Source organism: Comamonas sp. UBA7528, from assembly GCF_002479375.1.
Taxonomy (GTDB): Bacteria; Pseudomonadota; Gammaproteobacteria; order Burkholderiales; family Burkholderiaceae_C; genus Comamonas.
Genome location: NZ_DLMU01000008.1, coordinates 67,323 through 93,828, shown reverse-complemented (window position 1 = coordinate 93,828; position 26,506 = coordinate 67,323). Strand labels below are relative to the sequence as shown.

Annotated in this window: 29 protein-coding genes; 8 read left to right on the top strand and 21 right to left on the bottom strand. The window is 65.1% G+C overall.

The window, feature by feature from the left end:
* The 4 genes from pyrR to B3349_RS09355 all read right to left on the bottom strand — a co-directional run bounded on the left by pyrR (window position 1) and on the right by B3349_RS09355 (window position 2,125).
* Entirely contained in the window at window positions 1-522 is a 522-nt protein-coding gene (gene pyrR, locus B3349_RS09370) for a bifunctional pyr operon transcriptional regulator/uracil phosphoribosyltransferase PyrR (protein ID WP_291588376.1), read from the bottom strand.
* Window positions 519-1,031 (bottom strand): Holliday junction resolvase RuvX, encoded by a 513-nt coding sequence (gene ruvX / locus B3349_RS09365; protein ID WP_291588375.1) that lies wholly within the window; start codon window positions 1,029-1,031, stop codon window positions 519-521. Before ruvX ends, pyrR begins: the two co-directional genes overlap by 4 nt.
* Window positions 1,028-1,627 (bottom strand): YqgE/AlgH family protein, encoded by a 600-nt coding sequence (locus B3349_RS09360; RefSeq protein ID WP_291588374.1) that lies wholly within the window; start codon window positions 1,625-1,627, stop codon window positions 1,028-1,030. Before B3349_RS09360 ends, ruvX begins: the two co-directional genes overlap by 4 nt.
* Window positions 1,628-1,951: 324 nt before the next feature.
* Entirely contained in the window at window positions 1,952-2,125 is a 174-nt protein-coding gene (locus B3349_RS09355) for a rubredoxin (RefSeq protein WP_172591871.1), read from the bottom strand.
* 87 nt (window positions 2,126-2,212) lie between these two features.
* Here B3349_RS09355 and thiD point away from each other — a divergent pair, with 87 nt between their 5' ends.
* Both thiD and hemL read left to right on the top strand, forming a co-directional pair.
* Entirely contained in the window at window positions 2,213-3,178 is a 966-nt protein-coding gene (gene thiD / locus B3349_RS09350) for a bifunctional hydroxymethylpyrimidine kinase/phosphomethylpyrimidine kinase (protein WP_291588373.1), read from the top strand.
* Window positions 3,162-4,466 (top strand): glutamate-1-semialdehyde 2,1-aminomutase, encoded by a 1,305-nt coding sequence (gene hemL, locus B3349_RS09345; RefSeq protein WP_291588372.1) that lies wholly within the window; start codon window positions 3,162-3,164, stop codon window positions 4,464-4,466. The genes thiD and hemL overlap by 17 nt, the downstream gene beginning before the upstream one ends.
* A 55-nt stretch (window positions 4,467-4,521) precedes the next feature.
* On the opposite strand, the gene B3349_RS09340 is transcribed toward hemL, so the two are convergent.
* Complete coding sequence (locus tag B3349_RS09340) at window positions 4,522-5,481, bottom strand: LysR family transcriptional regulator (protein WP_291588371.1); 960 nt, start codon at window positions 5,479-5,481, stop codon at window positions 4,522-4,524.
* A 50-nt stretch (window positions 5,482-5,531) separates the two neighbouring features.
* Here B3349_RS09340 and ertE point away from each other — a divergent pair, with 50 nt between their 5' ends.
* Window positions 5,532-6,833, top strand: coding sequence for an N-carbamyl-l-glutamate amidohydrolase ErtE (gene ertE, locus B3349_RS09335; RefSeq protein ID WP_291588370.1), 1,302 nt, complete (start codon window positions 5,532-5,534; stop codon window positions 6,831-6,833).
* Window positions 6,834-6,900: 67 nt separating this feature from the next.
* Here ertE and B3349_RS09330 read toward each other — a convergent pair whose 3' ends face one another.
* From B3349_RS09330 to B3349_RS09300, 7 genes are all read right to left on the bottom strand, one after another.
* Complete coding sequence (locus B3349_RS09330) at window positions 6,901-7,506, bottom strand: DNA-3-methyladenine glycosylase I (protein ID WP_291588369.1); 606 nt, start codon at window positions 7,504-7,506, stop codon at window positions 6,901-6,903.
* 59 nt (window positions 7,507-7,565) lie between these two features.
* Window positions 7,566-9,044 carry an amino acid permease gene (locus B3349_RS09325; protein WP_291588368.1) on the bottom strand — a complete coding sequence of 493 codons (1,479 nt, stop codon included), beginning with the start codon at window positions 9,042-9,044 and terminating at the stop codon, window positions 7,566-7,568.
* Between the two features lie 407 nt (window positions 9,045-9,451).
* The gene (locus B3349_RS09320) at window positions 9,452-9,892 is read right to left on the bottom strand and encodes a c-type cytochrome (RefSeq protein ID WP_066539640.1); all 441 of its coding nucleotides are present in this window, start codon (window positions 9,890-9,892) and stop codon (window positions 9,452-9,454) included.
* Window positions 9,893-10,000: 108 nt separating this feature from the next.
* Complete coding sequence (purH, locus tag B3349_RS09315; protein WP_291588367.1) at window positions 10,001-11,599, bottom strand: bifunctional phosphoribosylaminoimidazolecarboxamide formyltransferase/IMP cyclohydrolase; 1,599 nt, start codon at window positions 11,597-11,599, stop codon at window positions 10,001-10,003.
* A gap of 64 nt (window positions 11,600-11,663) precedes the next feature.
* Complete coding sequence (locus B3349_RS09310; RefSeq protein ID WP_066539644.1) at window positions 11,664-11,921, bottom strand: helix-turn-helix domain-containing protein; 258 nt, start codon at window positions 11,919-11,921, stop codon at window positions 11,664-11,666.
* Window positions 11,918-12,961, bottom strand: a complete 1,044-nt coding sequence (dusB, locus tag B3349_RS09305) for a tRNA dihydrouridine synthase DusB (RefSeq protein ID WP_291588366.1) — start codon at window positions 12,959-12,961, stop codon at window positions 11,918-11,920. Before dusB ends, B3349_RS09310 begins: the two co-directional genes overlap by 4 nt.
* A gap of 166 nt (window positions 12,962-13,127) precedes the next feature.
* Complete coding sequence (locus B3349_RS09300) at window positions 13,128-13,754, bottom strand: M15 family metallopeptidase (RefSeq protein WP_291588365.1); 627 nt, start codon at window positions 13,752-13,754, stop codon at window positions 13,128-13,130.
* Between the two features lie 140 nt (window positions 13,755-13,894).
* Between B3349_RS09300 and B3349_RS09295 the strand changes: the two genes are divergently transcribed.
* Window positions 13,895-14,407 (top strand): YqaA family protein, encoded by a 513-nt coding sequence (locus tag B3349_RS09295; RefSeq protein WP_291588648.1) that lies wholly within the window; start codon window positions 13,895-13,897, stop codon window positions 14,405-14,407.
* Between the two features lie 116 nt (window positions 14,408-14,523).
* Window positions 14,524-14,706: a hypothetical protein gene (locus B3349_RS09290; RefSeq protein ID WP_291588364.1), complete on the top strand. Its 183-nt coding sequence runs from the start codon at window positions 14,524-14,526 to the stop codon at window positions 14,704-14,706.
* A gap of 1 nt (window position 14,707) precedes the next feature.
* Here the strand turns inward: B3349_RS09290 and B3349_RS09285 are convergent, their stop codons facing one another.
* The 5 genes from B3349_RS09285 to orn form a co-directional block, all read right to left on the bottom strand.
* Complete coding sequence (locus B3349_RS09285) at window positions 14,708-15,406, bottom strand: RNA polymerase sigma factor (RefSeq protein ID WP_291588363.1); 699 nt, start codon at window positions 15,404-15,406, stop codon at window positions 14,708-14,710.
* 291 nt (window positions 15,407-15,697) lie between these two features.
* Entirely contained in the window at window positions 15,698-16,792 is a 1,095-nt protein-coding gene (gene ychF / locus B3349_RS09280) for a redox-regulated ATPase YchF (protein WP_291588362.1), read from the bottom strand.
* A gap of 247 nt (window positions 16,793-17,039) precedes the next feature.
* Entirely contained in the window at window positions 17,040-17,339 is a 300-nt protein-coding gene (locus tag B3349_RS09275) for a hypothetical protein (RefSeq protein ID WP_291588361.1), read from the bottom strand.
* A 66-nt stretch (window positions 17,340-17,405) separates the two neighbouring features.
* The gene (locus B3349_RS09270) at window positions 17,406-19,469 is read right to left on the bottom strand and encodes a DEAD/DEAH box helicase (RefSeq protein ID WP_291588360.1); all 2,064 of its coding nucleotides are present in this window, start codon (window positions 19,467-19,469) and stop codon (window positions 17,406-17,408) included.
* Window positions 19,470-19,822: 353 nt separating this feature from the next.
* Window positions 19,823-20,401, bottom strand: a complete 579-nt coding sequence (orn, locus tag B3349_RS09265; RefSeq protein ID WP_291588359.1) for an oligoribonuclease — start codon at window positions 20,399-20,401, stop codon at window positions 19,823-19,825.
* 29 nt (window positions 20,402-20,430) lie between these two features.
* Between orn and B3349_RS09260 the strand changes: the two genes are divergently transcribed.
* From B3349_RS09260 to rsgA, 3 genes are read left to right on the top strand one after another with little or no spacing between them, the layout of a single operon-like run.
* Window positions 20,431-21,753, top strand: coding sequence for a M48 family metallopeptidase (locus B3349_RS09260; RefSeq protein WP_291588358.1), 1,323 nt, complete (start codon window positions 20,431-20,433; stop codon window positions 21,751-21,753).
* The gene (locus B3349_RS09255) at window positions 21,750-22,100 is read left to right on the top strand and encodes a 4a-hydroxytetrahydrobiopterin dehydratase (RefSeq protein ID WP_291588357.1); all 351 of its coding nucleotides are present in this window, start codon (window positions 21,750-21,752) and stop codon (window positions 22,098-22,100) included. The genes B3349_RS09260 and B3349_RS09255 overlap by 4 nt, the downstream gene beginning before the upstream one ends.
* Window positions 22,097-23,083, top strand: coding sequence for a ribosome small subunit-dependent GTPase A (rsgA, locus tag B3349_RS09250; protein ID WP_291588356.1), 987 nt, complete (start codon window positions 22,097-22,099; stop codon window positions 23,081-23,083). Before B3349_RS09255 ends, rsgA begins: the two co-directional genes overlap by 4 nt.
* Window positions 23,084-23,251: 168 nt before the next feature.
* Here the strand turns inward: rsgA and B3349_RS09245 are convergent, their stop codons facing one another.
* From B3349_RS09245 to trmD, 4 genes are all read right to left on the bottom strand, one after another.
* Window positions 23,252-24,229 (bottom strand): CobD/CbiB family protein, encoded by a 978-nt coding sequence (locus B3349_RS09245; protein WP_066539661.1) that lies wholly within the window; start codon window positions 24,227-24,229, stop codon window positions 23,252-23,254.
* 60 nt (window positions 24,230-24,289) lie between these two features.
* Window positions 24,290-25,039, bottom strand: coding sequence for a CoA pyrophosphatase (locus B3349_RS09240; protein ID WP_291588355.1), 750 nt, complete (start codon window positions 25,037-25,039; stop codon window positions 24,290-24,292).
* A gap of 163 nt (window positions 25,040-25,202) precedes the next feature.
* Window positions 25,203-25,589 carry a 50S ribosomal protein L19 gene (gene rplS / locus B3349_RS09235; RefSeq protein ID WP_066539666.1) on the bottom strand — a complete coding sequence of 129 codons (387 nt, stop codon included), beginning with the start codon at window positions 25,587-25,589 and terminating at the stop codon, window positions 25,203-25,205.
* 112 nt (window positions 25,590-25,701) lie between these two features.
* Window positions 25,702-26,481: a tRNA (guanosine(37)-N1)-methyltransferase TrmD gene (gene trmD, locus B3349_RS09230; RefSeq protein WP_291588354.1), complete on the bottom strand. Its 780-nt coding sequence runs from the start codon at window positions 26,479-26,481 to the stop codon at window positions 25,702-25,704.
* Window positions 26,482-26,506: the final 25 nt, after the last annotated feature.

Genomic DNA, 26,506 nt, shown 5'->3' with positions numbered 1-26,506 from the left:
TCATGCCTCTTTGACTTCAAATTGGAAGGTGCCGTCTTCGGTGCGCGCCAGCGCCAGCGACTGGCTGGCAGGCAAGGCCACGCGGGCGGCGGCAAATTCGGCGGCCACGGGCAGCTCGCGGCCACCCCGGTCCACCAGCACGGCCAGGCGCACGCAACCCGGGCGGCCGTAGTCGTACAACTCGTTGAGCACGGCGCGCACGGTGCGGCCGGTGTAGAGCACATCGTCCAGCACCAGGATGTCCGCGCCATTCACGTCGAAATCCAGCTGCGTCTGGGCGCTGGAGGCCATGCCGCGCTGCGCGAAGTCGTCGCGGTGCAGGGCCGAGGACAACACGCCGGGGGTTCCGGGCAGACCCAGGTCCTTGTGCAGGCGCTCCACCAGCCAGGCGCCACCCGAGGCCACGCCGACCAGCTGGGTATTGGCGCCCATCAGGCTGCGCACGCCGCGCAGCAGCTCACGGTACAGGGCCTCGGCATCCAGCACCAGGGAACCGGCAGTGCCGGCGACGGAAACGCTCATGGAAGACTCCTCAAAAATTGCTCCAGGATGATGCAGGCGGATGCGGCATCCGCATCCTTGGCGCCACCGGCCAGGGCCTCGGTGGTGCTGTAGCGCTCATCCACTTCATAAACGGGCAGGCGAAAGCGCCCATGCAGCTGGCGGCCGAACTTCCTGGCGCGGGCCGTGTTCTCGTGCGCCGCGCCATCCGGGTGGTAGGGCACACCGATCACCAGGGCCTGGGGCTGCCATTCCTGGATCAGCTTTTCCACGGCGGCAAAGCGCGCATCAGCCCCTTCGGCCTGGATGGTGCGCAGGGGGCTGGCACCTCCCAGCACCCGGTTGCCCGAAGCGCAACCGGTGCGCTTGGTGCCAAAGTCAAACGCCAGAAACTGCTGAAAATGGGGTGGAACAGCAGGCACTGCCGGCACGGGAGCGGCGGCAGCCGGTGCGGCCGACGGGGTCGCAGCCAATTGCTCGGCCGGGGCAGCAGCGCTGCCGGGCCGGTGGTCCGGGGTGGGATGGGTCATGCGTGCCCCGCGTCAGGCGAGAGCATCCACGCCTGCAGGCCGAGCAGGCCCAGGGCCTTGTCGTAGCGCTGTTCGGGCGGGGTATCGAACACCACATTGGCATCCGCCTCCACGGTCAGCCAGGCGTTCTCGCCCAGCTCGGATTCGAGCTGGCCTTCGCCCCAGGAGGCATAGCCCAGCGTGACCAGCACGCGGCGCGGGCCGGCACCGGTGGACAGGGCTTCGAGCACGTCCTTGGAAGTGGTCATCTCCAGCCCGCCGGGAATGGTCAGGGTTGAGGCATAGATGGCCGTATCAGGTGCTGCGCCCTCGACCACGATGGGGTCATGCAGCACAAAGCCGCGATCGGTCTGCACGGGGCCGCCCTTGAAAACGGGTGCGGCACTCAAGTCATCCCTCCCCATGGGCAGGTCGATCTTGTGCAGCAGGCCTTCCAGGCTCAGTTCCATGGGCTTGTTGATGATCAGGCCGAGCGCGCCGCGCTCGCTGTGTTCACACAAGTACACCACGCTGTGGGAAAAAGATTCATCTTCCAGACCGGGCATGGCGATCAGGAAATGGTGCGTCAGATTGATAGGCGCAGATTCAGCGGGCATGGCCCTGATTTTAGCGGGGTTCGCCCCCACCGGTCGCCAGCAGCCCTGGGACTACCGCAGGGCATGGGGTCATAGGACAAGACAAAAAATGTGAGCTGTCCCTGCTTGCTTGGCAGAGATATCAGCCGTTTTGGTGGCTGAAATGCAGGCCTTTTCGGCTCCAGCAGCTTCTGTTTTGGCCATGCTGCCATGGCCTGGGACCGCGCGGCCTGGCCGCAGATGCCCAGCGTGAGGCACGCCCACAGGGTGGGCCGGACGTGGCCCTGCCCCGACATCGAGACGGCCAGGTGCGGATGGCGCACTGGCGGGCAAGGTAGGCTGTCCTTAGAACTCGACCATCTCGAAGTCGGACTTTCCCACGCCGCATTCCGGGCATGTCCAGTCGGCTGGCACATCCTCCCATCGCGTTCCTGCGGCAATGCCATGCTCGGGGCTGCCCTGCGCCTCGTCATACATCCAACCACACACCACACATATCCAAGTTTTAGGGTCCACCACAGCTCAAAATGCCTTCACATAGAATGAATCATTTTATCCAGCCCTTAGCGGCGCTCGTCTTGATCGAGCCGACGCCTGGACTCGCGCATGGCCATTTCCCCTCCTTCCCCTCCACCCCCCGAATCTGAGGCAGACGCCGAGCTGGCGCTCACGGACCCGGTGTGCGTGCTGAGCTTCAATGCCTGCGATCCCTGCGGTGCTTCCGGCCTGACGGCCGACATCACCACCATCGCCAGCGTGGGAGGTCACCCGCTGGCTGTGGTGACGGGTACCTATGTGCGTGACACCAACCGCATCTTTGACCACCACCGGCTGGACGACGAATGGGTGTCCGAGCAGGCACGCGCCGTGCTGGAAGACCTGCCGGTGCGTGCCATCAAGGTGGGGTTCGTCGGCTCGCCGGAAATCCTGACAGTGATCGCCGAGATTTCCACCGACTATCCCGACATCCCGATCATCAGCTACATGCCCGACCTGTCCTGGTGGGACAGCGACCAGATGGAGCAGTACCTGGATGCCTTCCAGGAGCTGCTGCTGCCCCAGACATCGGTGCTGGTGGGCAACCACGGCACGCTGTGGCGCTGGCTGCTGCCCGATTGGGAACACAGCCGCCCGCCCACCGCCCGCGACCTGGCCATGGCGGCCCAGGAAAAAGATGTGCCGTTCGTCCTGGTGACCGGCATTCCCCTGCCCGGCCAGTTTGTGGACAACGTGCTGTCCTCGCCCGAGACGGTGCTGGGCAGCAGCAAATACGAGCTGTTCGACGGCAGCTTCATCGGCGCTGGCGACACCCTGTCGGCCGCACTGGCCGCCTTGCTGGCCACCGGCAACGACCTGGGTGCCGCATCCGAGGAAGCCCTGGAATACCTGGACCGCTGCCTGGACCACGGCTTTCGCCCCGGCATGGGCCATTTCCTGCCGGACCGCATGTTCTGGGCACAGCCCGAAGACGACGAAGAAGCCGATGCCATACCCCCGGGCGGCACGGCAACCCCTGCAACCACTGCGCCCCTCGAGGGCTTTGTGATGCCCCCCCATGACACCAAACACTGACCTGAATATTGCCCTGTTCGAACGCGCCAAGGCCGTGATCCCCGGCGGCGTGAACTCGCCCGTACGGGCCTTTGCCGCTGTGGGCGGTACCCCCCGCTTTGTGCAACGCGCCCAGGGCGCCTATTTCTGGGACCAGAACAACCAGCAGTTCACCGACTACATCGGCAGCTGGGGCCCCATGATCCTGGGCCACGGCCACCCCGAAGTGGTGAGCGCCGTGCAGACCGCCGTGCTCGAAGGCTTCAGCTACGGCGCGCCCACCGAGCGCGAAGTGGTGCTGGCCGAGCAGATCCGTGCACTCATGCCCAGCATGGACATGGTGCGCATGGTCAGCTCCGGCACCGAGGCCGGCATGAGCGCGCTGCGTCTGGCACGCGGCTACACCGGCCGCAACAAGATCATCAAGTTCAACGGCTGCTACCACGGCCATGCAGATGCCCTGCTGGTCAAGGCCGGCTCGGGCCTGGCGACCTTCGGCGCCTCCTCCTCGGCCGGCGTGCCCGCCGATGTGGCCAAGGACACCGTGGTGCTCGAGTACAACGACGTCGCCCAGCTCGAAGAGGCTTTTGCCAAGATCGGCAGCGAGATCGCCTGCGTGATCATGGAGCCCATCGCCGGCAATATGAACTTCGTGCGCGCCAGCGTGGCGTTCACGCGCCGCATCCGCGAACTCACCCAGGAGCACGGCGCCCTGCTGATCTACGACGAGGTCATGACCGGTTTCCGTGTGGCCCTGGGCGGCGCACAAAGCCTGTATGCCCAGCAGATCCCGGGTTTTGCCCCCGACATCACCGTGATGGGCAAGGTCATCGGCGGCGGCATGCCCATGGCGGCCTTTGGCGCCCGCCGCGAGATCATGGAAAAGCTCTCGCCCCTGGGCCCGGTCTACCAGGCGGGCACGCTGTCGGGCAACCCGATCGCCACGGCCTGCGGCCTCAAGACCTTGGAGCTGATCAGCCGCCCCGGCTTCCATGCCGAGCTGCACCTGAAGACCGGCCACCTGATGCAAGGACTGAAGTCCGAAGCCAGCGCTGCAGGCATTCCCTTCAGCGTGGACTGGCAAGGCGGCCTGTTCGGCTTCTACTTCCTGCCCGAACTGCCCACGACCTATGCCGAAGTGATGAAGACCGATGGCAAGGTCTTCAACAAGTTCTACCACGCCATGCTGGACCAGGGCCATTACTTTGCCCCGGCGCTGTATGAAGCGGGCTTTGTCAGCGCCGCCCACACGGACGAGGATATCGACCGCACCATCGAAGCGGCCCGCCAGGTGTTCAAGACGCTCTGAGCGCCGCACACTGCTGCACACCACGCCGGGCTTGCCCGGCGTTTTGCTGCCTGGATCAGGGTTCCGGGCGGGTCTCCAGGTCCAAGTCCTGGTCCTGCTCCCAGGCCTGTCCATGGGCCTGGATGCTCTGGCACACCACGGACAGGGCCCGGCCCAGGGGCTTGTCCTTGCGCAGCACCATGGCCAGACTGCGCTCCAGCCGGGGGGCCAGCGGGCGCAGTTCCAGATCGTCCCGCGCACCCCGGCCCTGCATGGCCATCCGCGGCAACACGGCGTAGCCCAGACCGATGGCCGCCATTTCCTTGAGTGCCTCCACGCTGTCCAGCTCCATCTGGGGGCGCGGCAGCTCGCCGCCCCGGCGCAGCCAGGCATCCACCACGCCCCGGGTGCTGGCCGACTTCTGCAGCGCCAGCAGGGGCAGGGGCCGCAACTGGGCCGCCGTGGCGCTGGCGCCCTCCCCCAGCAGCCCGGCACGGGCCACGGCCACCAACTCGTCGCGCAGCACGGTTGTGGCCAGCAGGGCCCGGCGGTTCACGGGCAAGGTCACCAGGGCCAGGTCCAGGCTGTTGTCCTCCACCCTCCGCACACACGCCTCGGTATTGCCAGTGACCACCACGATGTCGATGCCGGGGTAGCGTGCCCGCACCTGGCGCAGCACGGCAGGCAGCAGGTACAGGCACACGGTCAGCCCGGTGCCGATGCGCACCTGGCCGCTGACCCCGCGCGCATGGGAGCCCAGCGCCTGCTCCAGCCCCTCCAGCGCCAGGGCCACGGCCGGCAGCTGTGCCAGCAGGGCCTGCCCTGCTGCCGTGGGCACGGCGCGCCGGCCCACACGCTCGATCAGGCGCGTGCCCAGTTGGCGCTCCAGCTGCCGCAGCTGCAGGCTGACCGCGGGCTGGGACAGCTGCAGCAACTCTGCGGCCTGGGAAAAGCTGCCTTCCTGCACCACCAGGCAGAAGCTGAGCAGCAGAACCAGGCTGGGGGCGTTGGCCAAAGTTTCGCTGATACCTTGCATAAGCAACCCAATATTCCTTTTATAGCTGACGCAGGCGAAGATTAGGCCATATGCACAACGCTTCCGCGCCCTCCTCCCTCCCTGCCGCCCAGCCCCCTGCCTTGCCCCCCATCAATGGTGAGCGCCTGTGGCGCAGCCTTGAGACACTGTCCGGCTTCACCCGGCCTGATGTGCCCTGGACCCGCCGCGCCTTCAGCCCCGAATACACGGCCGCGCGTACCTGGTTGCGCCAGGCTTTCGAAGCGGCCGGCCTGCAGGTGCGCCTAGACGCCGCCGGCAACCTGATCGGCCGCCGCCCCGGCCGGCGCAATGATCTGAAGCCCCTGGCCACGGGTTCGCACACCGACACGGTGAATGCCGGCGGGCGCTTTGACGGCATCCTGGGCGTGCTGGCCGGCCTGGAAGTGGCCCATGCCCTGCAGGATGCAGGCTCCATGCTGGAGCACCCCTTCGAGGTCATCGACTTCCTCTGCGAGGAACCCAGCGACTACGGCATTTCCTGCGTGGGCAGCCGCGCCATGGCCGGCCAGCTCAGCGCGGACATGTTGACCGCCAGCGACGGCCAGGGCGACACCCTGGGCCAGGCGCTACAGCGCCTGGGCGCCCGCCCCGAAGCACTGGCCGAAGCCGACCGCCGATCGGACGGCTTTGCCGCCTTTGTAGAGCTGCACATCGAGCAAGGCCCGATGCTGGAGCGCGAAGGCTTGGCCATCGGTGCCGTGACCGACATCGTGGGCATACGCCGCGCCCAGCTGTTCTTTGAAGGCCAACCCGACCATGCCGGCACCACACCCATGGAAGAACGCAGCGATGCCCTGGTGGCTGCCGCCACCGTGATTCGCCAAGCCCAGCGCCTGGCGCGCCAGTGGAGCCGAACCCGACCTCACTATGTGGTGGCCACGGTGGGCCGCATGGCGGTGGCGCCCAATGCCAGCAACACTGTGCCCGGCCAGGTCGATCTGACGCTGGAAGTGCGCAGCAACCATGCACCCGTGCTGCAGGAGTTCTGGGAGGTGCTGGCGCGGCGCTGCGACCCGGCCATTGCCCGCCTGGGCGTGCAGTGGCGGGTGGAACCACGCACCCATGTGAACCCCGTGCCCTGCGCCCCCTTGGTCACGGCCGCCGTGGCGCAGGCCTCTCAGCGCCTGGGGTTGCCCTGCCGGAGCATGCCCAGCGGCGCCGGCCACGACGCCATGTATGTGGCCCACTGCGGTCCTTCGGGCATGATTTTCATCCCCTGCCTGGACGGCCGCAGCCACAGCGCCGTGGAGTGGGCCTCGCCTGCCCAGGTACTGGCAGGCACCCGGGTGCTGGCCGCCACGCTGCAGGATCTGGATCGCCAGCTGGACTGAGGCGCGCGGGCTGGGATGCGCCAGGGCCCCGACCTGCGAAGGACGCCGGCCGGGCCATGGCGCAGCCTCAGACCGGCCGCTGCCAACGCTGCTGGGCCTGCGCCACCGCAGACCGCGTGACGCAGCCCGGCGCGTGGTCGTTGACCATGCCCATGGCCTGCATGAAGGCGTAGACCGTGGTGGGGCCGACAAACTTCCAGCCGCGCTTTTTCAGCTCCTTGGACAGGGCCAGCGACTCGGCCGTCTGCGCGGGCACCACCTCCCCCGTGGACGGCGTGGCCGGCTGGTAGCGCCAGAAGAAGGCCGCCAGCGAGCCTTCTTGCGCCACCATCTCGATGGCACGCTGGGCGTTGTGGATCACAGCCTCGATCTTGCCGCGGTGGCGCACGATGCCGGTGTCCTGCAGCAGGCGCTCCACATCGGCCGCACCAAAGCGCGCCACCTGGTAGAAGTCGAAGTGGGCAAAGCCGGCGCGGAAGTTCTCGCGCTTGTTCAGGATGGTGAGCCAGCTCAGCCCGGCCTGAAAGCCTTCAAGGCTGAGCTTTTCGAACAGCCTGCGGTCCTCTGTGACCGGAAAACCCCATTCGTGGTCGTGGTAGTGCACATACAGCGGCGAGCCATGGCACCAGAAGCAGCGGTCCTGCCCATCGGCAGAGGGAAGAGTGTGAGACATGGCAGCACTGTACGCAAAGCGCCATGTCCTGCGGGTGCTTCCACCCCCGGCATGGGGCTTTACTGCGGTTGCGCCAGGCGCGAATGGCGCATCCCGTAGGCCAGGTAAATCAGCAGACCGATGGCCATCCAGCCGATGAAGCGCAGCCAGGTCAAGGTGGTCAGATTCAGCATCAGATAGCTGCACAACAGCGCCGACACCACGGGCAGCACAGGTACCAGCGGCACGCGGTAACCGGTCTTCAGATCCGGGCGCTTTTTGCGCAGCACCAGAATACCGAGGCTGACCAGCACAAAGGCCGACAGCGTGCCGATGTTGATCATCTCCTCAAGCAGCTCCACCTTGGTGAAGCCGGCCAGGCCCGCAATGACCACCCCCACCAGCCACTGCAGTCGCACCGGCGTCTTGTGCGTGGAAGAGGTCACACTCCAGCTGCGCGGCAGCAGGCCGTCCCGGCACAGGGCCAGCAGCACGCGGGCCGAGCCCATCAGCAGCACCATCACCACAGTGGTCAGGCCCATCAGCACGCCCACGGCAATCACCTGGGCGGCCCAGTTGGCCCCCACGCTGACGAAGGCGGTGGCCAGCGACGGGTTCTCGGCCTTGGCCAGCTCGGTATAGGGCACCATGCCGGTCAGTGCCAAGGTCACCAGCACGTACAGCAAGGTCACCAGCGCCAGCCCGCCAAAAATGCCGCGCGGCAGTGTCTTCTGCGGGTCTTTGACCTCTTCGGCCGAGGTGGCCACCACATCGAAGCCGATGAAGGCGAAGAACACCAGCGATGCACCGGAAATCACCCCCAGCCACCCGTACTGGCTGGGCTGGGCGCCAAACAGCCAGGCCAGCATGGGCTGGCCCCAGACATCGCCGGTCACACCATGACCGATCACCGGCGGCTGTGCCGGCGGCACAAAGGGGGTGAAGTTCTTCACATCCATGTAGGAAAAGCCCACCGCGATCACAAACAGCGTGATGGCGATCTTGACCAGCGTGAACACATTGTTCACCCGCGCCGACGCCTTGGTGCCACGCACCAGCAGCGCGGTGAAGATGGCGACGATGACGAAAGGCCCCCACTCCATGGCCACCGGGCCCAGGTAAACGGTGCTGGGCACATCCCAGCCCGCGGTGGCAAAGATGGTGGAGAGGTAAATGCCCCAGTACTTGGCGATCACCGCACCGGCCGACACCATTTCCAGCAGCAGATTCCAGCCGATGATCCAGGCAAGACCTTCGCCCATGGTCAGATAGGTGTAGGTGTAGGCACTGCCGGTGACCGGCACGCTGGAGGCGAACTCCGCATAGCACATGGTGGCCACGGCGCAGGTGGCCGCCGCCAGAATGAAGGAGAAGATCACCGCCGGCCCGGCAAAACTGCCTGCCGCACGTGCACCCACCGAGAAAATGCCCGCCCCGACGGCCACGGCCACGCCGAGGATCATCAGATCGAACGCACCCAGACTGCGCTGGAGCTGGCGGCCCGGCTCATCCGAGTCGGCCAGCGCCTGTTCAATGGTTTTGGTTTTCAGCCACTGCATGCATACCCCCAGGAGCCGGACCGGCCCCAGGCACAGCGACTCCATTGAATTGTTCGAAAACGCGAATCCTAGGGTTTTTACTTACTTCATGCAGAATCCTGCAGCTTTTCCTGATCAGACGCATGTTTTGTGTGCTTGCTTGCCGCCAGTCCCTTCGCAAGCGGTTAAGCGCCACCACACCGCTCACAAAGGCTGTGCTTTTCGTGCCGATCACGCAGGCAGACTGCAAAGCCATACGCCACCGCGCCGCCAATCCTGCATACCGCAAGGCTTGGGCACTGCGCACATGCCTCGCTGCCCCGCCCACTTCGGCTCCGGTGTACCCCGGACACAAAAAAGCCTGCCCCTAAGGCAGGCTGGGTGAACCGGTACGCTGTCCGCATGCCGGTGTGCAGAGCAAGCTGCCCTTATTTGGCCACAGGCTCCGCCGCCAGCAGCCAGCGGGCGATCTGCAGCGACTGCGCCTCATCCACCTGCGACTGGCGCGGCATGATGACCTTGCCCCAGGCGCCCACACTGCCCTCGCGGATCTTGCGGGCCAGGTAGGCCTCGGCATCGGGCTGGCCGCGGTAGCGCTCGGCAATGGCGACGAATGCCGGGCCCACATAGCCGCGGTCCCAGCCATGGCAGCGCATGCAATCGGAAGTCTCCACCAGCTTCTTGCCGGCGGCCAGTTCCGGGTGCTGCTGCACCAGGGCCTCGGCGGCTTTTTCCGCCGGGCTCACCATCATGATGCGCCAGCCGATATTGGCCACGCCCAGGGCCGCTGCCACCATGAAGATGGCAATCGCCCAGCCGATCCAGCGCGGCTTGGGCGGGTAGTGGTCTTCGTCGTCGTGATCAGTCATTGACACTCAAAATGCCTTGTCGAATGCGCCGCAGGCACTGGCGTGCCTGCGGGATTTCGCAAGCCCTCCCCGTGCAGCGAGCCCGCAGCGGGAAAGGCGCATGGCCTCTCAATGGCGGAAATGGCGCACGCCGGTGAAGACCATGGCCACGCCGCGCTCGTTGGCGGCGTCGATCACTTCCTGGTCGCGCATGGAGCCACCGGGCTGGGCCACACAGCTCGCACCGGCATCGACCACCACATCCAGACCGTCACGGAACGGGAAGAAGGCATCCGACGCCACCACCGTGTTCTTCAGGCTCAGCTTGGCAGCTTCGGCCTTGATCGAGGCGATGCGGGCCGAGTCCAGGCGCGACATCTGGCCGGCACCCACGCCCATGGTCATGCCGTCCTTGCAGAAGACAATGGCGTTGGACTTGACGTACTTGGCCACCTTCCAGGCGAACAGCAGGTCCTGCAGCTCGGCCGGTGTGGGTTGCTTGACGGTGACCACCTTCAGGTCGGCCAGGGCCAGCTCGTGGTTGTCGGCGGTCTGCAGCAGCAGGCCGGAACCCACGCGCTTGGCGTCCATGGCGTTGCGGCCTTGCTTCCAGGCGGTGTCACCGCCAGCAGGCAGGGCAATCTTCATCAGGCGCACATTGACCTTGGGCTTGAAGATTTCCAGCGCTTCCGCGGTGAAGTCGGGGGCCATCAGCACTTCGACGAACTGCTTGACCACGGCTTCGGCTGCAGCCTTGTCCACGGTGCGGTTGAAGGCGATGATGCCGCCGAAGGCGCTGGTGGGGTCGGTCTGGAAGGCCTTGGCGTAGGCTTCGTGCGCATCCTTGCCGATCGCCACGCCGCAGGGGTTGGCGTGCTTGACGATCACGCAGGCGGATTCGTCAAAGCTCTTCACGCATTCCCACGCCGCATCGGCATCGGCAATGTTGTTATAGGACAGTTCCTTGCCCTGCAGCTGTTCGCCGGTGACCAGCGAACCCGGTGCGGGGTACAGGTCGCGGTACAGCGCGGCCTGCTGGTGGCTGTTTTCACCGTAGCGCAGATCCTGCACCTTGATGAACTGGCCGTTGCTCTGGCCGGGGAACAGGCCGCGCTCGGGCACATAGGCCTCGGACAGCTTTTCGTCTTCGAACTTCACGCTCGACAGGTAGTCGCTGATGGCGCCGTCGTACTGGGCAATGCGGTTGAACGCAGCCACAGACAGGGCAAAACGCAGCTTGTCGCTCAGCTTGCCAGCGGCCTTCAGTTCGCCAATCACTGCCTCGTACTGGTCAGCGGCGGTGATCACGCCCACATCCTTCCAATTCTTGGCAGCGGAACGCACCATGGCGGGGCCGCCGATGTCGATGTTCTCGATGGCATCGGCCAGCGTGCAGCCGGCCTTGGCGACAGTGGCTTCAAACGGGTAGAGGTTCACCACCAGCAGGTCGATGGTCTCGATGCCGTGTTCCTTCAGCGCGGCCATGTGCTCGGGCAGTTCGCGGCGGGCCAGCAGGCCGCCGTGCACCATGGGGTGCAGGGTCTTGACACGGCCGTCCAGCATTTCGGGGAACTTGGTGACTTCCGCCACTTCGGTCACGGGCAGGCCTTTTTCGGCCAGCAGCTTGGCGGTGCCACCGGTGGACAGCAGCTGCACGCCCAAGGCATGCAGGCTTTGTGCAAATTCGACAATGCCGGTCTTGTCGGAGACGGAAATCAGAGCTTTCATGGGAGCTTTGGAAAAGTGGATAAAAATCAGGTTCTGCAGCTTGCGGGATCAGAGCAAGCCGCCGTCAATTGGTCGTGCCGCCTTGCAGCATCTGGTGGTCCACCAGCTTTTTGCGCAAGGTGTTGCGGTTCAGACCCAGCCATTGCGCCGCGCGCGACTGGTTCTGGTCGGCCTGCTGCATCACCACTTCCAGCAACGGTTTTTCGACCAGGCGCACCAGCATGTCGTACATGTCGTTGGGGGCCTCGCCGCCCAGGTCGCGGAAGTAGATTTCCAGGCTGGAGCGCACGCACTCCTCGATGTTTTGGTTCTGCTGGCTCATGCGGCCATTTCCTCAATGTCGGTTTCCACGCCACCCTCCGGCAGGCGCTCCATCTGGCTGCCCAGTGCGTCAAAGTAGCTGGCCACGGCCTGCCACTGCGCCTGGCAGTCGTCGATGGTGTTGATGTGTCGTCTCAGTTCGTCCCCGCCCGGCAGGCTGCGCACATACCAGGCAATGTGCTTGCGCGCACTGCGCACGCCGGTCAGCTCGCCGTACAGACCGTAGTGGTCCTGCAGATGCTCCAAAAGCAATTCCCGTACCTCGGCCACGGTGGGCGGCGCCAGGTGGGTGCCGGTGTCCAGAAAGTGGGCAATCTCGCGGAAGATCCATGGCCGCCCCTGGGCGGCGCGGCCCACCATCACGGCATCTGCACCGGTATAGGCCAGCACATCGCGCGCCTTTTCGGGGCTGGTGATGTCGCCATTGGCCACCACGGGGAGCTTCACGGCCTGCTTGACGGCCGCAATCGTGTCGTATTCGGCAAAGCCCTTGTAGCCCTGTTCGCGGGTGCGGCCATGCACCGTCAGCATCTGGATGCCGACATCCTCGAAACGCCGGGCCAGCTGCTCGGCGTTACGGTGGGCATCGCACCAGCCGGTACGCATCTTCAGCGTGACCGGCACATCGAAGGGGCGTGCGGCCTCGACCACGGCCTGCGCAATCTCCACGGCCAGCGGCTCGTTCTGCATCAGGGCGGAACCCGCCCATTTGTTGCAGACCTTCTTGGCCGGGCAGCCCATGTTGATGTCGATGATCTGGGCACCGCGTTCGATGTTGTAGATGGCCGCTTCGGCCATCATGGGGGCATCGGTGCCGGCAATCTGCACGGCAATCGGGCCAGGCTCACCCGCGTGGTTGGCGCGGCGGCTGGTCTTGAGGCTGTTCCACAGGTCTTTGCGCGACGTGACCATCTCGCTGACCGCATAGCCCGCGCCCAGTCGCTTGCACAGCTGGCGGAATGGCCGGTCCGTCACACCCGCCATGGGAGCGACAAACAGGCGATTTGCCAAAGTGTGTTGGCCAATGCGAAGGGCAGACATGCTGGAGAAAAAGAGACGGAGAACGCGGGACGAAAAGAGGCGAGATTGTACCTGCCCATTTTTTCAGCAACCACCGCACTGCACAAAAGCACCAACCCCGCGTCAGGTACCCCGGCTGTGCCAGCCTCCGTCCGGCAGATGCGCCAGCCCACATCCTGGACTGCGCTCAACGCCGGCGCTGCTGCACCGGAATGAAGGCCCACCAGGGGCCGGTGACCGAGGCATAGCCCTGCGAAGCCATCACGCTGCGCAGCCAGCGGCGGTTGAATTGCACGTCCGGCGACACCTCGCTGTCGTCCAGCGTTTCCAGATCGGCAGCCCGCTGGCGGCTGGGCCAGGGCGACGGATGGTAGTCCGAGCCCATATCCACCAGCTCACCGTCGCCCAGTGCTCCACGCACCGTGTCCATGGCCTTTTCGCCATCCAGCACCACGGCCGTGACGGCCAGCACGCGCTGGTTCAGCGGGGCCGGAGCCTGCGGACAGCCCAGAATGCGAATCGCCAGTCCCAGGGGATGGAGGATTTGCTGCAGTGCAGTCAACGAGGCGGCCTCCAGCCGCAGCCCTTTGCAATCGGCGGCGGCCAGGCGCGCCGCGATCTCGGCCGGCCCCTGGATGGGGACTGATGCGGCCACCGGCACTGCGGAGGCCGGGGCTGCGGCGGCACGCGCAGCAGGTTTCGCCGCGCCAGCGCGCGGCACAGGTGCTGCATTGCCTGCCCACGCCAGCTGCGCCACGCCCAGCCAGATCCAGGCCAGGCTCCAGGCGCGCCAGCGCCGCAGGCGGGACTGCATCCTCCGGGCTCTGGCGCGAAATACTGGTCGCAGCCTGCGCACGATTCCGTCACACATTGGGGTCATAGCGGGCAGGATAGCGGGTCAATGGATGGCCTCACGCCAGCCAACACCTACACTTGCACTCCATGGAAATCTGGATGCACCAGCTGCTGCAGTGGCTGTCCCTGCCGCAATTCGGCCTGAGCACACTCTTCATCGTGGCCCTGGTGTCGGCCACTTTGCTGCCACTGGGCTCCGAGCCGGCCGTGGTCGGCTTGCTGCAGCTCAACCCCGAACTGTTCTGGCAGGCCATTGGCGTGGCCACCGTGGGCAACACGCTGGGCGGCGCCATCAGCTGGTGGATGGGCCTGGGTGCCCAGAAGGCCTGGGCCCTGGCACGCGCACGCCGCCAGGCCGGTCATCCGGCCGACGCCGCCCACCCAACGCCCCGTGCACTGTCCCGCCATGAGCGCCGTGCCCGCATCTGGCTGCGCAAGCTGGGTCCCAAGGCCTGCCTGCTCAGCTGGCTGCCTGCCGTCGGCGACCCGCTGTGCGCCGTGGCCGGCTGGCTGCGGTTTCCCTTCTGGCCCTGCCTGTTCTACATGGCCATCGGCAAATTCCTGCGCTACCTGGTGATGACCAGCGCCATCCTGGCCGTCATCCCGGGCTGAGCATCCAGCCGGCGGCACATCCCCGACGAACGGTATATCACCCTCCCTTCCGCAGTGGAACTTCGCCCGCGGCCGTGTTACAGAGAGAGTTGCCACATTCTTCTCCCCCACAGCCGATGAATGATCCCGACAGCACCGATGAGATCATCGCCCAGGCCCAGGTCATGATTGCGCGTCTGCGCGCTCTGCTCCAGGCCTCGGACGAGCTACGCCTCCAGCATGGACCGGACGTGCTGGCCGCAGCTTCCGGACCCGCCGAGAGCGCTGCGCCGCTGCCACCCGCTGCCGAGGAGCCCTGACTCAGGCCACGGCCACAGCCTCCGGCATGCGCGCCCGCAAGGCACTGCGGGCACGCGACAGACGGCTGCGCACCGTCCCCTTGGGAATATTCAACGCGACAGCGGCCTCCTCATAGGACAGCTCATCGACCACCACCATCCACACCAGCTGGCGCATGTGGTCGGGAATTTCGGACATGGCCAGCGTCAGTGCCCGCAATTGCTGCCCCTGGTCCAGCACATCCATCGGTGATGGCCCGGCGTCCTGCTCTTCCATCAGCAACTCATCGCTGCAAAACTCGAAGCGCCGATGGGGCGAGCGAGAGAGGTAATTGCGCACCAGATTCTTGGCAATGCCATACAACCAGGTCGACAGCTCGGAATCCCCTTTGAAACTGGCGAGTGCGCGGTGCGCTTCCAGAAAGGTTTGCTGCACCAGATCCTGGGCATCCGCGACATGGCCGATTTTTTGGTAGATAAAGCGGTACAGCCTGGGGCCATGCAGACGCACCAAACCATGTAAATGATTTTCTGCAACCTCTGGCGTACTTGCCAGACTGCCATCGCCGTACCGAACGCCGCCATTGCCCCAATGACTGTGGTGTATTCCCAGATCCATGATGCCTCGCTTGATCGGGCTATCACGTGGTGCAGCGCTGCCAGCCTTTGCGGCATCTGGCCCGTCTGCGGTGGTGCGTCCCTGTCCAACAGGGACCGACACCCACTGCAGGGATACTGCTTTCTATTGCCCGGAATGCGCTATTGAAAAGGGTATGGCTGCAGAGCACCATCCCCAGAAATAGCTATTTTTTACCCTCGCATGGCTTAAATAGATTTCTTCAATAATCGAATGAGCCATTCGCAATAATCCACACGCCATAAACAAACCGTCTGTCGGATTTATTTTCCCACTACCGCTAAATGGACTAAGCAGAAACAAAAAAGCCCCGCAGATTCTCACCTGCGGGGCTTGGGATGGGATCCATGCAAGCGCATGGGCGCCCAAATAGCTTCAGACGTTGAACAGGAAGTTCAGCACGTCACCGTCCTTCACGATGTATTCCTTGCCTTCGGCACGCATTTTGCCGGCATCCTTGGCGCCTTGTTCGCCCTTGAACTGGATGTAGTCATCAAAAGCAATGGTCTGGGCGCGGATGAAGCCACGCTCGAAATCGCCGTGAATGACACCGGCGGCCTGCGGTGCGGTGGCACCAATCGGCACTGTCCAGGCGCGCACTTCCTTCACGCCCGCAGTGAAGTAGGTCTGCAGGCCCAGCAGCTTGAAACCAGCCCGGATCAGGCGGTTCAGGCCCGGCTCTTCCAGACCCAGCTCTTCCAGGAACATGTCGCGGTCGGCGTCATCCATCTCCGACATCTCGGCTTCGATCTTGGCGCAGATGGCCACCACAGGGGCGCCTTGCGCATCGGCATACGCCTTCAGGCTGTCGAGCAGCGGGTTGTTCTCGAAACCGTCTTCCGACACATTGCCCACGAACATGGCGGGCTTGGCCGTGATCAGGCAGAACTGCTTGAGCAGCGGTGCGTCTTCCTTGGAAACCGGCACGATGCGGGCAGGCTTGCCTTCGTTGAGCACGGCCTGGATGGGCGTGAGCAGCGACACCAGCTTGGCGGCTTCCTTGTCGTTGCCGGACTTGGCCGCCTTGCTGTAGCGGTTGATCGCCTTTTCGACAGTGGCCAGATCGGCCAGACACAGTTCGGTCTGGATGACTTCGATGTCGGCAATCGGATCCACCTTGTTGGCCACGTGGATCACGTTGGGATCTTCAAAGCAGCGCACCACATTGACGATGGCGTCGGTTTCACGGATATGGGCCAGGAACTGGTTGCCCAGGCCTTCGCCCTTGGAGGCACCAGCCACCAGGCCGGCAATGTCCACGAATTCCACGATCGCGGGAACAACGCGCTCGGGCTTGACGATGTCGGACAGCTGGTCCAGACGCGGATCAGGCACTTCCACCACACCGGTATTCGGCTCGATGGTGCAGAAGGGATAGTTCTCTGCGGCAATGCCGGCCTTGGTCAGGGCGTTGAACAGGGTGGACTTGCCCACATTGGGCAGGCCCACGATGCCACATTTGAGGCTCATGAAAATCCTTTGATGGTCAATGCGCGTGGCGGTATCCGCCATGCCTGCATCCACATGCCCTGCGGCATACGATGGCTGCTATGAAAAATTGCTGCGCACACCCAGCCCTGCTGGTGTGAGCGCATGCCGGAAGCCCTCCTCCGGCGACCGGCGCATTGTAATGAGGCTGCAATGACAACGGGCACCTACAGGAAACGCCATGGCGTTTCTGTGGTGCCCGGTGGATGGAGAGCCGAAGGCCTGAGACTCAGCGCGCCTTGCACTGGACCTGCAGCAGGCGGTGCGTGGAGCTCTCCGCCGCAGCGCCTGGCTCCCGCAAGGGGCGCACACGCAGATCGATGTACCCGCGATCGCCACACAGCTGCTTGAGTGTGGCTTCGCATTTGCGCAAATCGTCGTGGCGCAGATCGCACACCAGCGCGTAGTCGTAATCCGGCTTTTCCAGGTACGGCGCGGCATCCTTGGCCATCGGGTCTTTCGGCGGGTTGCTTACACAACCGGCCAGTGCTGCGGCAGCCAAGGTGGCGGCAATCAAAGCGAACTTCATGGATGCATTCCTTGCAAAAGCGTGGAGTGCATCTTAACCGCCCCCTGCAGCACCGCGGCGCGCAGATCAGCGATCGTTGCGCGAGAAGCCCTTGCCGCCACGGCCAGCGCCGTGTTCGCGGTCACCACCACGCGGTGCGTACGGCTTGGGAGCACCGGTGTGCTGCTTGCCGGCAAAACCACCGCTGCGGCGTTCGCCACCGCCGAAACCACGGCTGTCGCCGCCGCCAAAGCTGCGGGCTTCGCCACGGGGGGCTTCCGAGCGGCCGAAGCCACCACGGTCGCTGCGTTCGGGAGCACGGTCACCAAAGCTCTTGCGGGCATAGCCTTCGCCACCACCGTCACGGCGGGCACCAAACGAGCGGTCATCGCGCGGAGCATTGTTGCCATCCCGGCCGCCAAAGCCACCGCGATCGCCGCCGAAGTTGCGCTCACCACGGTCGCCGAAGCCACCACGGTCCTGGCCACCGAAGCCGCGTTGCTCGCGGTCAGCGCCAAAGCGGGGAGCACGGTCGCCGCCAAAGCCGCCACGGTCACCACCGAAGCTGCGTTCACGTCCGCCACCGAAGCCACCGCGGTCGCCGCCACGATCACCAAAGCCTTGCTTACGGCCATAGCCTTCGCCATCACGGCGACCACCGAAGCCGCCACGGCCACCGGCACCACCACCGCCACGGCGGCCATCGCGCTCTCCAGCGGCAGGGAAACGTTGCGCCGGCTCCAGGCCAGGCACCACTTCAGCCTTGAATTGCTGGCGGGTATAGCCTTCGATGTCGAACACACGGCGACGGTCGCGGAATTCCGCAAACGTCACGGCAATGCCTTCGCGGCCAGCACGGCCGGTACGGCCAATGCGGTGGGTGTAGTCTTCTGCCTTCATCGGCAGGCCGTAGTTGAACACGTGGGTGATGGTGGGCACGTCGATGCCGCGCGCAGCCACATCGGTGGCCACCAGCACTTGCACCTGACCATTGCGCAGCGCCATCAGGCGGCGGTTGCGCAGACCCTGGCTCAAAGCGCCGTGCAGTGCCACGGCGGAGAAACCTTCCTGCTGCAGGTCGGTGGCCAGGCCGTCACATTCCACCTGGGTGGAAGCAAACACGATGGCCTGGTTGATCGAGGTGTCACGCAGCCAGTGGTCCAGCAGCTTGCGCTTGTGCTGGGCGTTGTCGGCCCAGAACAGCGCCTGCTTGATGTTGGCGTGCTTTTCCTGCGGGGTGTCCACGGTCACCTTCTTCACGCCGGCGCCGTTGTCGTGCATCACACGCATGGCCAGTTGCTGCACGCGCGGTGCGAACGTCGCGCTGAACATCATGGTCTGCTTGCGCTGGGCGGTCATCTGGTTGACTTCGGCCAGGTCGTCCGAGAAGCCCAGATCCAGCATGCGGTCTGCTTCGTCCACCACCAGGAACTGCACCTTGTCCAGCTTGATCTGCAGCGAGCGCTGCAGGTCCAGCAGACGGCCAGGGGTGGCCACCACCAGGTCAGCGTTCTGCAGCTTGGCAATTTGCAGTTGGTAAGGAATGCCACCCACCACATTGGCAATGCGGATGCCACGGCAGTGCTTCACCAGCTCGATGGCGTCGTGCGCCACCTGCTGGGCCAGCTCGCGTGTGGGGCACAGCACCAGGGCGCCGGGCACGGCAGCCTTGAAGTTGCGGGCGTTGGTCGGGTCCTTGCGCTTGGCACGCTTGGGGGTGGGCTCACCCTTGGCAGTGGCTTCGGCGCACTGGCGGTCGAACTCCGCCTTGGCTTCGGCATCGGCCTCAGCGCGTTGCTGGATCAGGGTGTTGAGCACGGGCAGCAGGAAAGCGGCCGTCTTGCCCGAACCGGTCTGGCTGGACACCATCAGGTCGATGAAGCCGTTGGCATCAGCGCCTTCGCCCATGGCCAGGGGAATGGCTTTTTGTTGCACGGCGGTGGGCTGGGTGTAGCCCAGGTCGGCCACAGCCTGCACCAGCTCGGGCGCCAGGCCCAGTTGCACAAAACCGTTTTCCACTTCGGGTACGGCTTCGGCTTCCACGGTTTCGGTGTCCTGGTCGGCCAGCAGGGCGTCCAGTTGAGATTCTTCAGCTTGCAAAAGAGATGCAGCAGGCGCAGCAATGCCCTGCTCAAGGAGTGTGTCGTTCATGGTTTTCTCATGCGAGCAGCGCCACAACATCGGTGTTGCGGTGGCTGCTTGACGGTCATAAAAACATCAACCGTCAAACGCTTCGGCTCTGCAAGAGCCTGGAGGGCGTGCTTCGCGGCGGAGGCTGTGGAGGTGAACCACAGTCCTGTATCGCCAAAATGGGGCCCGGTGTGTGATGGGAGATGCGCGATTGCCCTGCCATAGGAAAGTGGCGGGTAATGGGGCAAGACCGCAATTGTCGCACAGTTCGGGTTTTCACGTAAACCCCTTATAGCAGATCAGAACTCGCTCTCCGACCAAGCCAGGCAGGGCTGGAGGCGGCGCACCACCGTCACCTCCCCCGCCAGCCCTGTTTACAGTGCCAGAAAATGCGCCCGGTAGTGCGCCAGCTCGTCGATGGACTCGATCACATCCGCCAGGGCCGTGTGGCGCTGGGCTTTCTTGAAGCCATCCACCACGGAAGGCTTCCAGCGGCGGGCCAGCTCCTTGAGGGTGCTGACGTCCACATTGCGGTAATGGAAGTAGGCCTCCAGCTTGGGCATGTAACGCACCAGAAAGCGGCGGTCCTGGCCAATGCTGTTGCCACACAGGGGCACCTTGCCTTTGGGCACGTACTTGGACAGAAAGGCGATCAGCTGCTTCTCGGCATCGGCCTCGGTGATGGTCGAGGCCTTGACCCGGTCCACCAGCCCGCTCTTGCCGTGCGTGCCCTTGTTCCATGCATCCATGCCGTTGAGCAGTTCATCACTTTGGTGGATGGCAAACACCGGCCCTTCCACACGCACCGACAAATCGGCACTGGTGATGACCACGGCAATCTCGATCAGGCGGTCGGTTTCGGGCTGCAGGCCCGTCATTTCGCAGTCCAGCCAGACCAGGTTCAGGTCGGACTTGGGCAGCACAGGGGTTTCATGGGAGACGGCATCAGACATCTCTAAATTGTCGCCTACACTCGCCGCACATGCCGTCTACCGACTCTTTTCCTCCTTCGCTCCTGCTGACTCTGGCGTTTGCCGCCGCCCTGGCATTGCAGCTGCTGCTCAAGCTCTGGCTCAGCACCCGCCAGGTGCGCCATGTGGCCGTGCACCGGGGCGCCGTGCCCACGCCGTTTGCGGACCGCATCTCCCTGGCGGCGCACCAGAAGGCCGCCGACTACACCCTGGCCAAGGCCCGGCTGGGCTTGCTGCAGCTGGCACTGTCCACGGTGATGTTGCTGGCCTGGACCTTGCTGGGTGGCCTGGATGCGCTGCACCAGTTGCTGCTGACCCAGCTGGGAACCGGTTTGGCACAGCAACTGGCGGTGCTGGCCGGATTCGTCCTGATTTCCGGCCTGCTGGAACTGCCGCTGTCCTACTACCAGACCTTTGTGCTGGAACAGCGTTTTGGCTTCAACCAGATGACACCGCGCCTGTGGCTGGTGGACCTGCTCAAGTCCACGCTGGTCGGCGCCCTGATCGGCCTGCCACTGGCCGCGGCCGTGCTGTGGCTGATGCTGGCCACCGGCAGCCTGTGGTGGCTGTGGGCCTGGTGCCTGTGGACAGGGTTCAATGTGCTGCTGATGTGGATCTTCCCCAGCTTCATCGCCCCGCTGTTCAACAAATTCGAGCCGCTGGCCGACGAATCGCTCAAGACCCGGGTCACCGCGCTGATGCAGCGCTGCGGCTTTGCGGCCAAGGGCCTGTTCGTGATGGACGGCAGCCGCCGCTCGGCCCATGCCAATGCCTATTTCACCGGCTTTGGCTCGTCCAAGCGCGTGGTGTTCTACGACACCTTGCTCAAGCAGCTCAACGTTGACGAAGTAGAAGCCGTGCTGGCCCATGAACTGGGCCACTTCAAGCACAAGCACATTGCCAAGCGCATGGTGCTGATGTTCGCACTCAGCCTGGCCGGCTTTGCGCTGCTGGGCTGGCTGTCGCAGCAGGCCTGGTTCTACAGCGGTCTGGGAGTGCTGCCCAGCGTACAACTGGCCATGGGCATGCCCCAAGGGGACGACAACGCCGTGGCGCTGCTGCTGTTTGTGCTGGCCCTGCCGGTGTTCACCTTTTTTGTCTCGCCCCTGGTTGCCATGGGCTCGCGCCGCGATGAATTCCAGGCCGACGCCTACGCCATGGCCCAGGCCGATGGCACAGCCCTGGCCAGCGCACTGCTGAAGCTGTACGAGGACAATGCCTCCACGCTCACGCCCGATCCGGTGTACGCGAAGTTCTATTACTCCCACCCTCCCGCGCTGGAGCGGCTGGCACGCATGCCGGCTCCGGCGCACTCTGCAGGAGCCGCCGCATGACCACGCCTTCCCAACTGCAGCCCATCGATTGGTCCCGTCTGCCCCGTCGCCACGCCATTTCGGCCGCCGATGCCGCCCAGCGCCTGGTGCGCCATCCAGGCTGGAGCATCGAGGGCGAAGGCGCAAGCACCGCACTGACCAAGACCTACCACTTTGCGAATTACTTCCAGACCCTGGCCTTCGTCAATGCCCTGGCCTGGATCGCGCACCAGCAGGACCATCACCCCAGCCTGCAGGTGGACTACGGCCGCTGCACCGTGCGCTGGAACACGCACGACGCCGGCGGCCTGTCCGACTCCGACTTTGACTGCGCCCAGCGCACCGACACCCTGGTAAGCACCCTGTGAGCAAACGCCGATCCGCCCCTGCCGCCTCCAACGCTGGCAACGCCCCCCAAGAAGGTCTGGTGGTTGGCAGCCATGGCCGCCACTGCGTGGTCGAAACGGCCGACGGCCACCGCCGCATCTGCCACCCGCGCGGCAAGAAGAGCCAGGCTGTCGTGGGCGACCGTGTGCTGTGGCTGGCACCGCCGCCCGGCCAGGGCGAGGAAGGCACGATCGAGAAGGTGCTGGAGCGCCGCAACCTGCTGTACCGCCGCGACGAAATCCGTACCAAGATGTTTGCCGCCAACATCGACCAGGTGCTGATCCTGATCGCGGCCGAACCCGTTTTTTCCGAAAGCCAGCTGGCGCGTGCGCTGATCGCGGCCGAGGATGCACACATCCAGCCCATCATTGCGCTGAACAAGAGCGACCTGGAAGAGCCGTTTTTCGAGGCCTGGATGCGCCTGTCCGCCTACCGGGCCATCCAGGACGAAGACGGCAGCGACCACTACCCCGTGATTCCGCTGAACCTGACCAGCGACGACCCCGATCAGCGCGAAGCGCTGATGGACCTGTTTGCCGGCAAGAGCACGCTGGTGCTGGGCCCGTCCGGCTCCGGCAAGAGCACGCTGATCAACCTGCTGGTCCCCGGTGCCAATGTGGCAACCAACGAGATCTCGCAGGCCCTGAACTCCGGCAAGCACACCACCACCACCACCACCTGGTACTGGATGGACGAGGCACGCAGCACCGCGCTGATCGACTCGCCCGGTTTTCAGGAGTTCGGCCTCTACCACATCGCGCCCACCGACCTGCCGCGCTGCATGCCCGACATCGGCGCCAAGGCGCAGGAATGCAAGTTCTACAACTGCACCCATCTGCACGAACCCGGTTGCGCCGTGATGGCCGAAGTGGATAACGAAGGCAGCCCGCACCACATTGACGCGAACCGCTACCGCATCTACGGCGAGCTGTTTGAGGAACTGAGCCATTCGCCCTGGCGTTGAGCCTGCCAGCCCGGTTCAGGGCACATGCAGCCACAGAAGGCCAGCGACACAGGCCACGCGGGATTCAGGGCCCCAGGACGCCTGCACCCTTGGGTGCCGGCAGAAAAACCGGGGATGTCTCAGCCGGTGCGCCTGCAGCCCGGCAGCATGCGCGCGCCCTGCGCACCCTCAGCCCAACAGTCGCGCCAGGGTCAGCAGGGCGAGCAGCAGCATCCAGACGACGACCGAGCGCCACACCAGCCCCACCACACTGCGCAGATGGCTGACCTCGGCCGCGCGACCGGGGGTGGAACTGGACCCCTCCTCATCGTCATACAAGGGACCGGTGGCCAGCTCTTCCCGCTGGCGCAGCGCTTCGCCCCCCAGCTGCACATTGATGGCACCGGCCGTGGCGGCCAGGATCACGCCATCGTTGTCATGCGGAAAACGCTGGGCGTAGTAGCGCCAGCCGTCGATCGCCTCTTCAAAGCTGCCCACAATGGCAAAGCCCAGGGCGGTCACGCGGGCCGGCAGCCAGTCCATGGCCTGCCAGGCGGCGCGGGCGGCCTGCTGCAGGCGCTCGCTGACCGGGGGGGCGCCGGCAATCGACCGGCGCGACCAGTAGCGCGACAGATATTCCGCCGTGCGGTAGACCACGGCACCGGCCGGGCCCAGACCCAGCATGGACAGCACCACAAACCACAGCAGCACGCCAAACACATGGCGGTGGGCGCAGATCACCGAATACTCGACCACATGGCGCACCACTTCACTGCGCGGCAGCTCGCTGGCATCCACCTGCTGCCAATCGGCCAGCGCTTCGCGCGCGGCGTGCTCGTCCCCCGCCTCCAGCGCATCGCGGATGCGGGTGAAATGGTGGCTGAACTGGCGAAAGCCCAGCGTGGTGTAGAGGATGGCCACATTCCACACCATGGCCGCGGGCCAGCCGATGAAGTAGTCCAGCAGCCAGTAGATGCCCGCCGCCAGCGCTGCCGGCACGATGGCCGCCAAGGCCCAGGCGACCCAGCCATGGTGTGCCTGGCCCGCATCGAAGTTGCGTCGCACCGACACCGTCCAGGCCCGCAGGCCGGCGTGCACCGGGTTGCTGCGGGAGAGCGGGCGCGCCTGCTCCAGCAGCAGGGCAATCAGGATGGCGAAAAAACTCATCCCACCATAATACCGGCTGAAGCCAAAGCGCTGCTCGGGCCGTCAGCCTGGCGACGATTTTCAGGCCAGCGGCACCTGCATGAAGCGGTAGAAATTGCGCAGCATGCCCGCCGTGGCGCCCCAGATGTAATGCTGGCGGGCGCCATCCTGGTAAGGCATGGCAAACCATTCACGCTGCATGCCGTTCCACTCGTAGCTGTGACGCTCGTGGTGGGTGGGGTCCAGCAGAAAACGCAGCGGCACTTCAAAGATATCCGCCACCTCATAGGGGTTCGGGCGCAGCGGCGCTGCCGGATCCACCAGCGCCACCACCGGCGTGACCTGAAACCCCGTCCCGGTGGCATACACCGGCAAACAGCCCAGCACCTGCACATAGGCCGCGTCCAACCCCACTTCCTCATGGGCCTCGCGCAACGCGGTGGCCGCGGCATCCACATCTTCCGGATCGCGCTTGCCTCCGGGAAAGGCCACCTGGCCCGAATGGGTGGACAGGTGCGTGGTGCGTTCGGTCAGCAGCACCGTCAATTCCTCGCGCAGCACCAGCGGCAACAGCACGGCGGCCTGGGTGGGAGGACGGTCGGAGAAGCGCGGCTCACGCCGCAGCTCGGGCTCCCACTGCGGTGCCGCCGCAAAGCGCTGGCGCAGCGCCGCTTCCGTCTGCCAGGCCAGCGGCACTGCTGGCAGATGGGCATCCACCCCCACCAGAGGGGCGTGGCGCGGATCGAACGCAGGAGGCAGGCGACCAGGGGCACCGGTCGGTGCGGCGCCACCCGTAGGGGCCGGGGCGGATGTGGAAGAGGCAGTGGACATGGCGGGCGGTGCAGAGCGGTACAGGCAGGCGGTGTACGCAGACAAGGGGTACGCAGCAGGCATAAAAAAGCCGCTACAGCGAACTGTAGCGGCTTTCCCGGTCAAGCTCCGGTCGCGTGGATGACCTGGCCACCGCAGCGGCCAGACCCCACACGTTCGCGCTTTACGCGGCTGCGACGGCAGCCTTGTTGACGCGCTGGGGCAGCTTTTCCTTGATGCGAGCCGACTTGCCGCTGCGCTCACGCAGGTAGTACAGCTTGGCACGGCGCACGTCACCGCGGCGCTTGACTTCGATGCCGGCGATCAGAGGGGAGTAGGTTTGGAACGTACGTTCCACGCCTTCGCCGCTGGAGATCTTGCGCACGGTGAAGCCGCTGTTCAGGCCGCGATTGCGCTTGGCAATCACCACGCCTTCGTAGGCCTGCACGCGCTTGCGGCTGCCTTCGACCACGTTCACGCTCACGATGACGGTGTCACCGGGGGCGAAAGCGGGGATGGTCTTGTTCAGACGGGCGATTTCCTCTTGCTCGAGGGTCTGGATCAGGTTCATGGTTGCATCCACTCGATCGTGTCCGCGCCAGAATTGGCAAGCGCCGGGATTGGCGCTATAGGCTGCATTCAAACCGATGCAGCGGCCGGATAGAGGATCGAAGAACCAGCCATTATAGCGGGGACGCGATTTTTGCCAAATAGGCTTCGTCTTTGGCGTTCAACAGCCCCTGGCTGCGGGCCTGGACAATCAGCTCCGGCCGGTGGGCGGCCGTGATGCGCAGGCGCTGGTCGCGGCGCCAGCGCTCGATCTGGGCATGGTGTCCGCTCAGCAGCGCGGCCGGCACCTCTTGCCCATTCCATTGTTCCGGCCGGGTGTAGTGCGGGCAGTCCAACAGGCCATCCAGCGCAGGATTGAAACTGTCTTGCTGAAAGCTGCCTTCGTCATTCAGCACGCCGGGTTGCAGACGGGCAATGCTGTCAAGCAGCACCATGGCGGCCAGCTCGCCACCGGACAGCACAAAGTCACCCAGGCTGATCTGGTGCGTGACATGGGTGTCGATAAAACGCTGGTCAATGCCTTCATAGCGGCCGCACAGCAGCACGGCGCCCTGACTCCCGGCCCAGTCGGCCACCGCCGCGTGCTTGAGCGTCGCGCCGATGGGCGAAAACAGCACCAGCGGGGCGGGCTGCGCGGTTTCCTGCGCCTGCTCCGCCACGCGCGCGGCGCGGATGGCGTCCAGGCAGTGCTGCAGCGGCTCGGCCAGCATCACCATGCCGGGCCCGCCACCGAAGGGACGGTCATCCACACGGCGGTAGTTGCCCTGGGCGTAGTCCCGCGGATTCCACAGGTGCACCGCCACCTGTCCCGAAGCGTAGGCGCGCCGCGTGACCCCGCTCTCCAGGAACGGGGCGAACATCTCGGGAAACAGGGTAATGATGTCAAAACGCATGGTGCTATGGCGCAGGCAGCGCCCC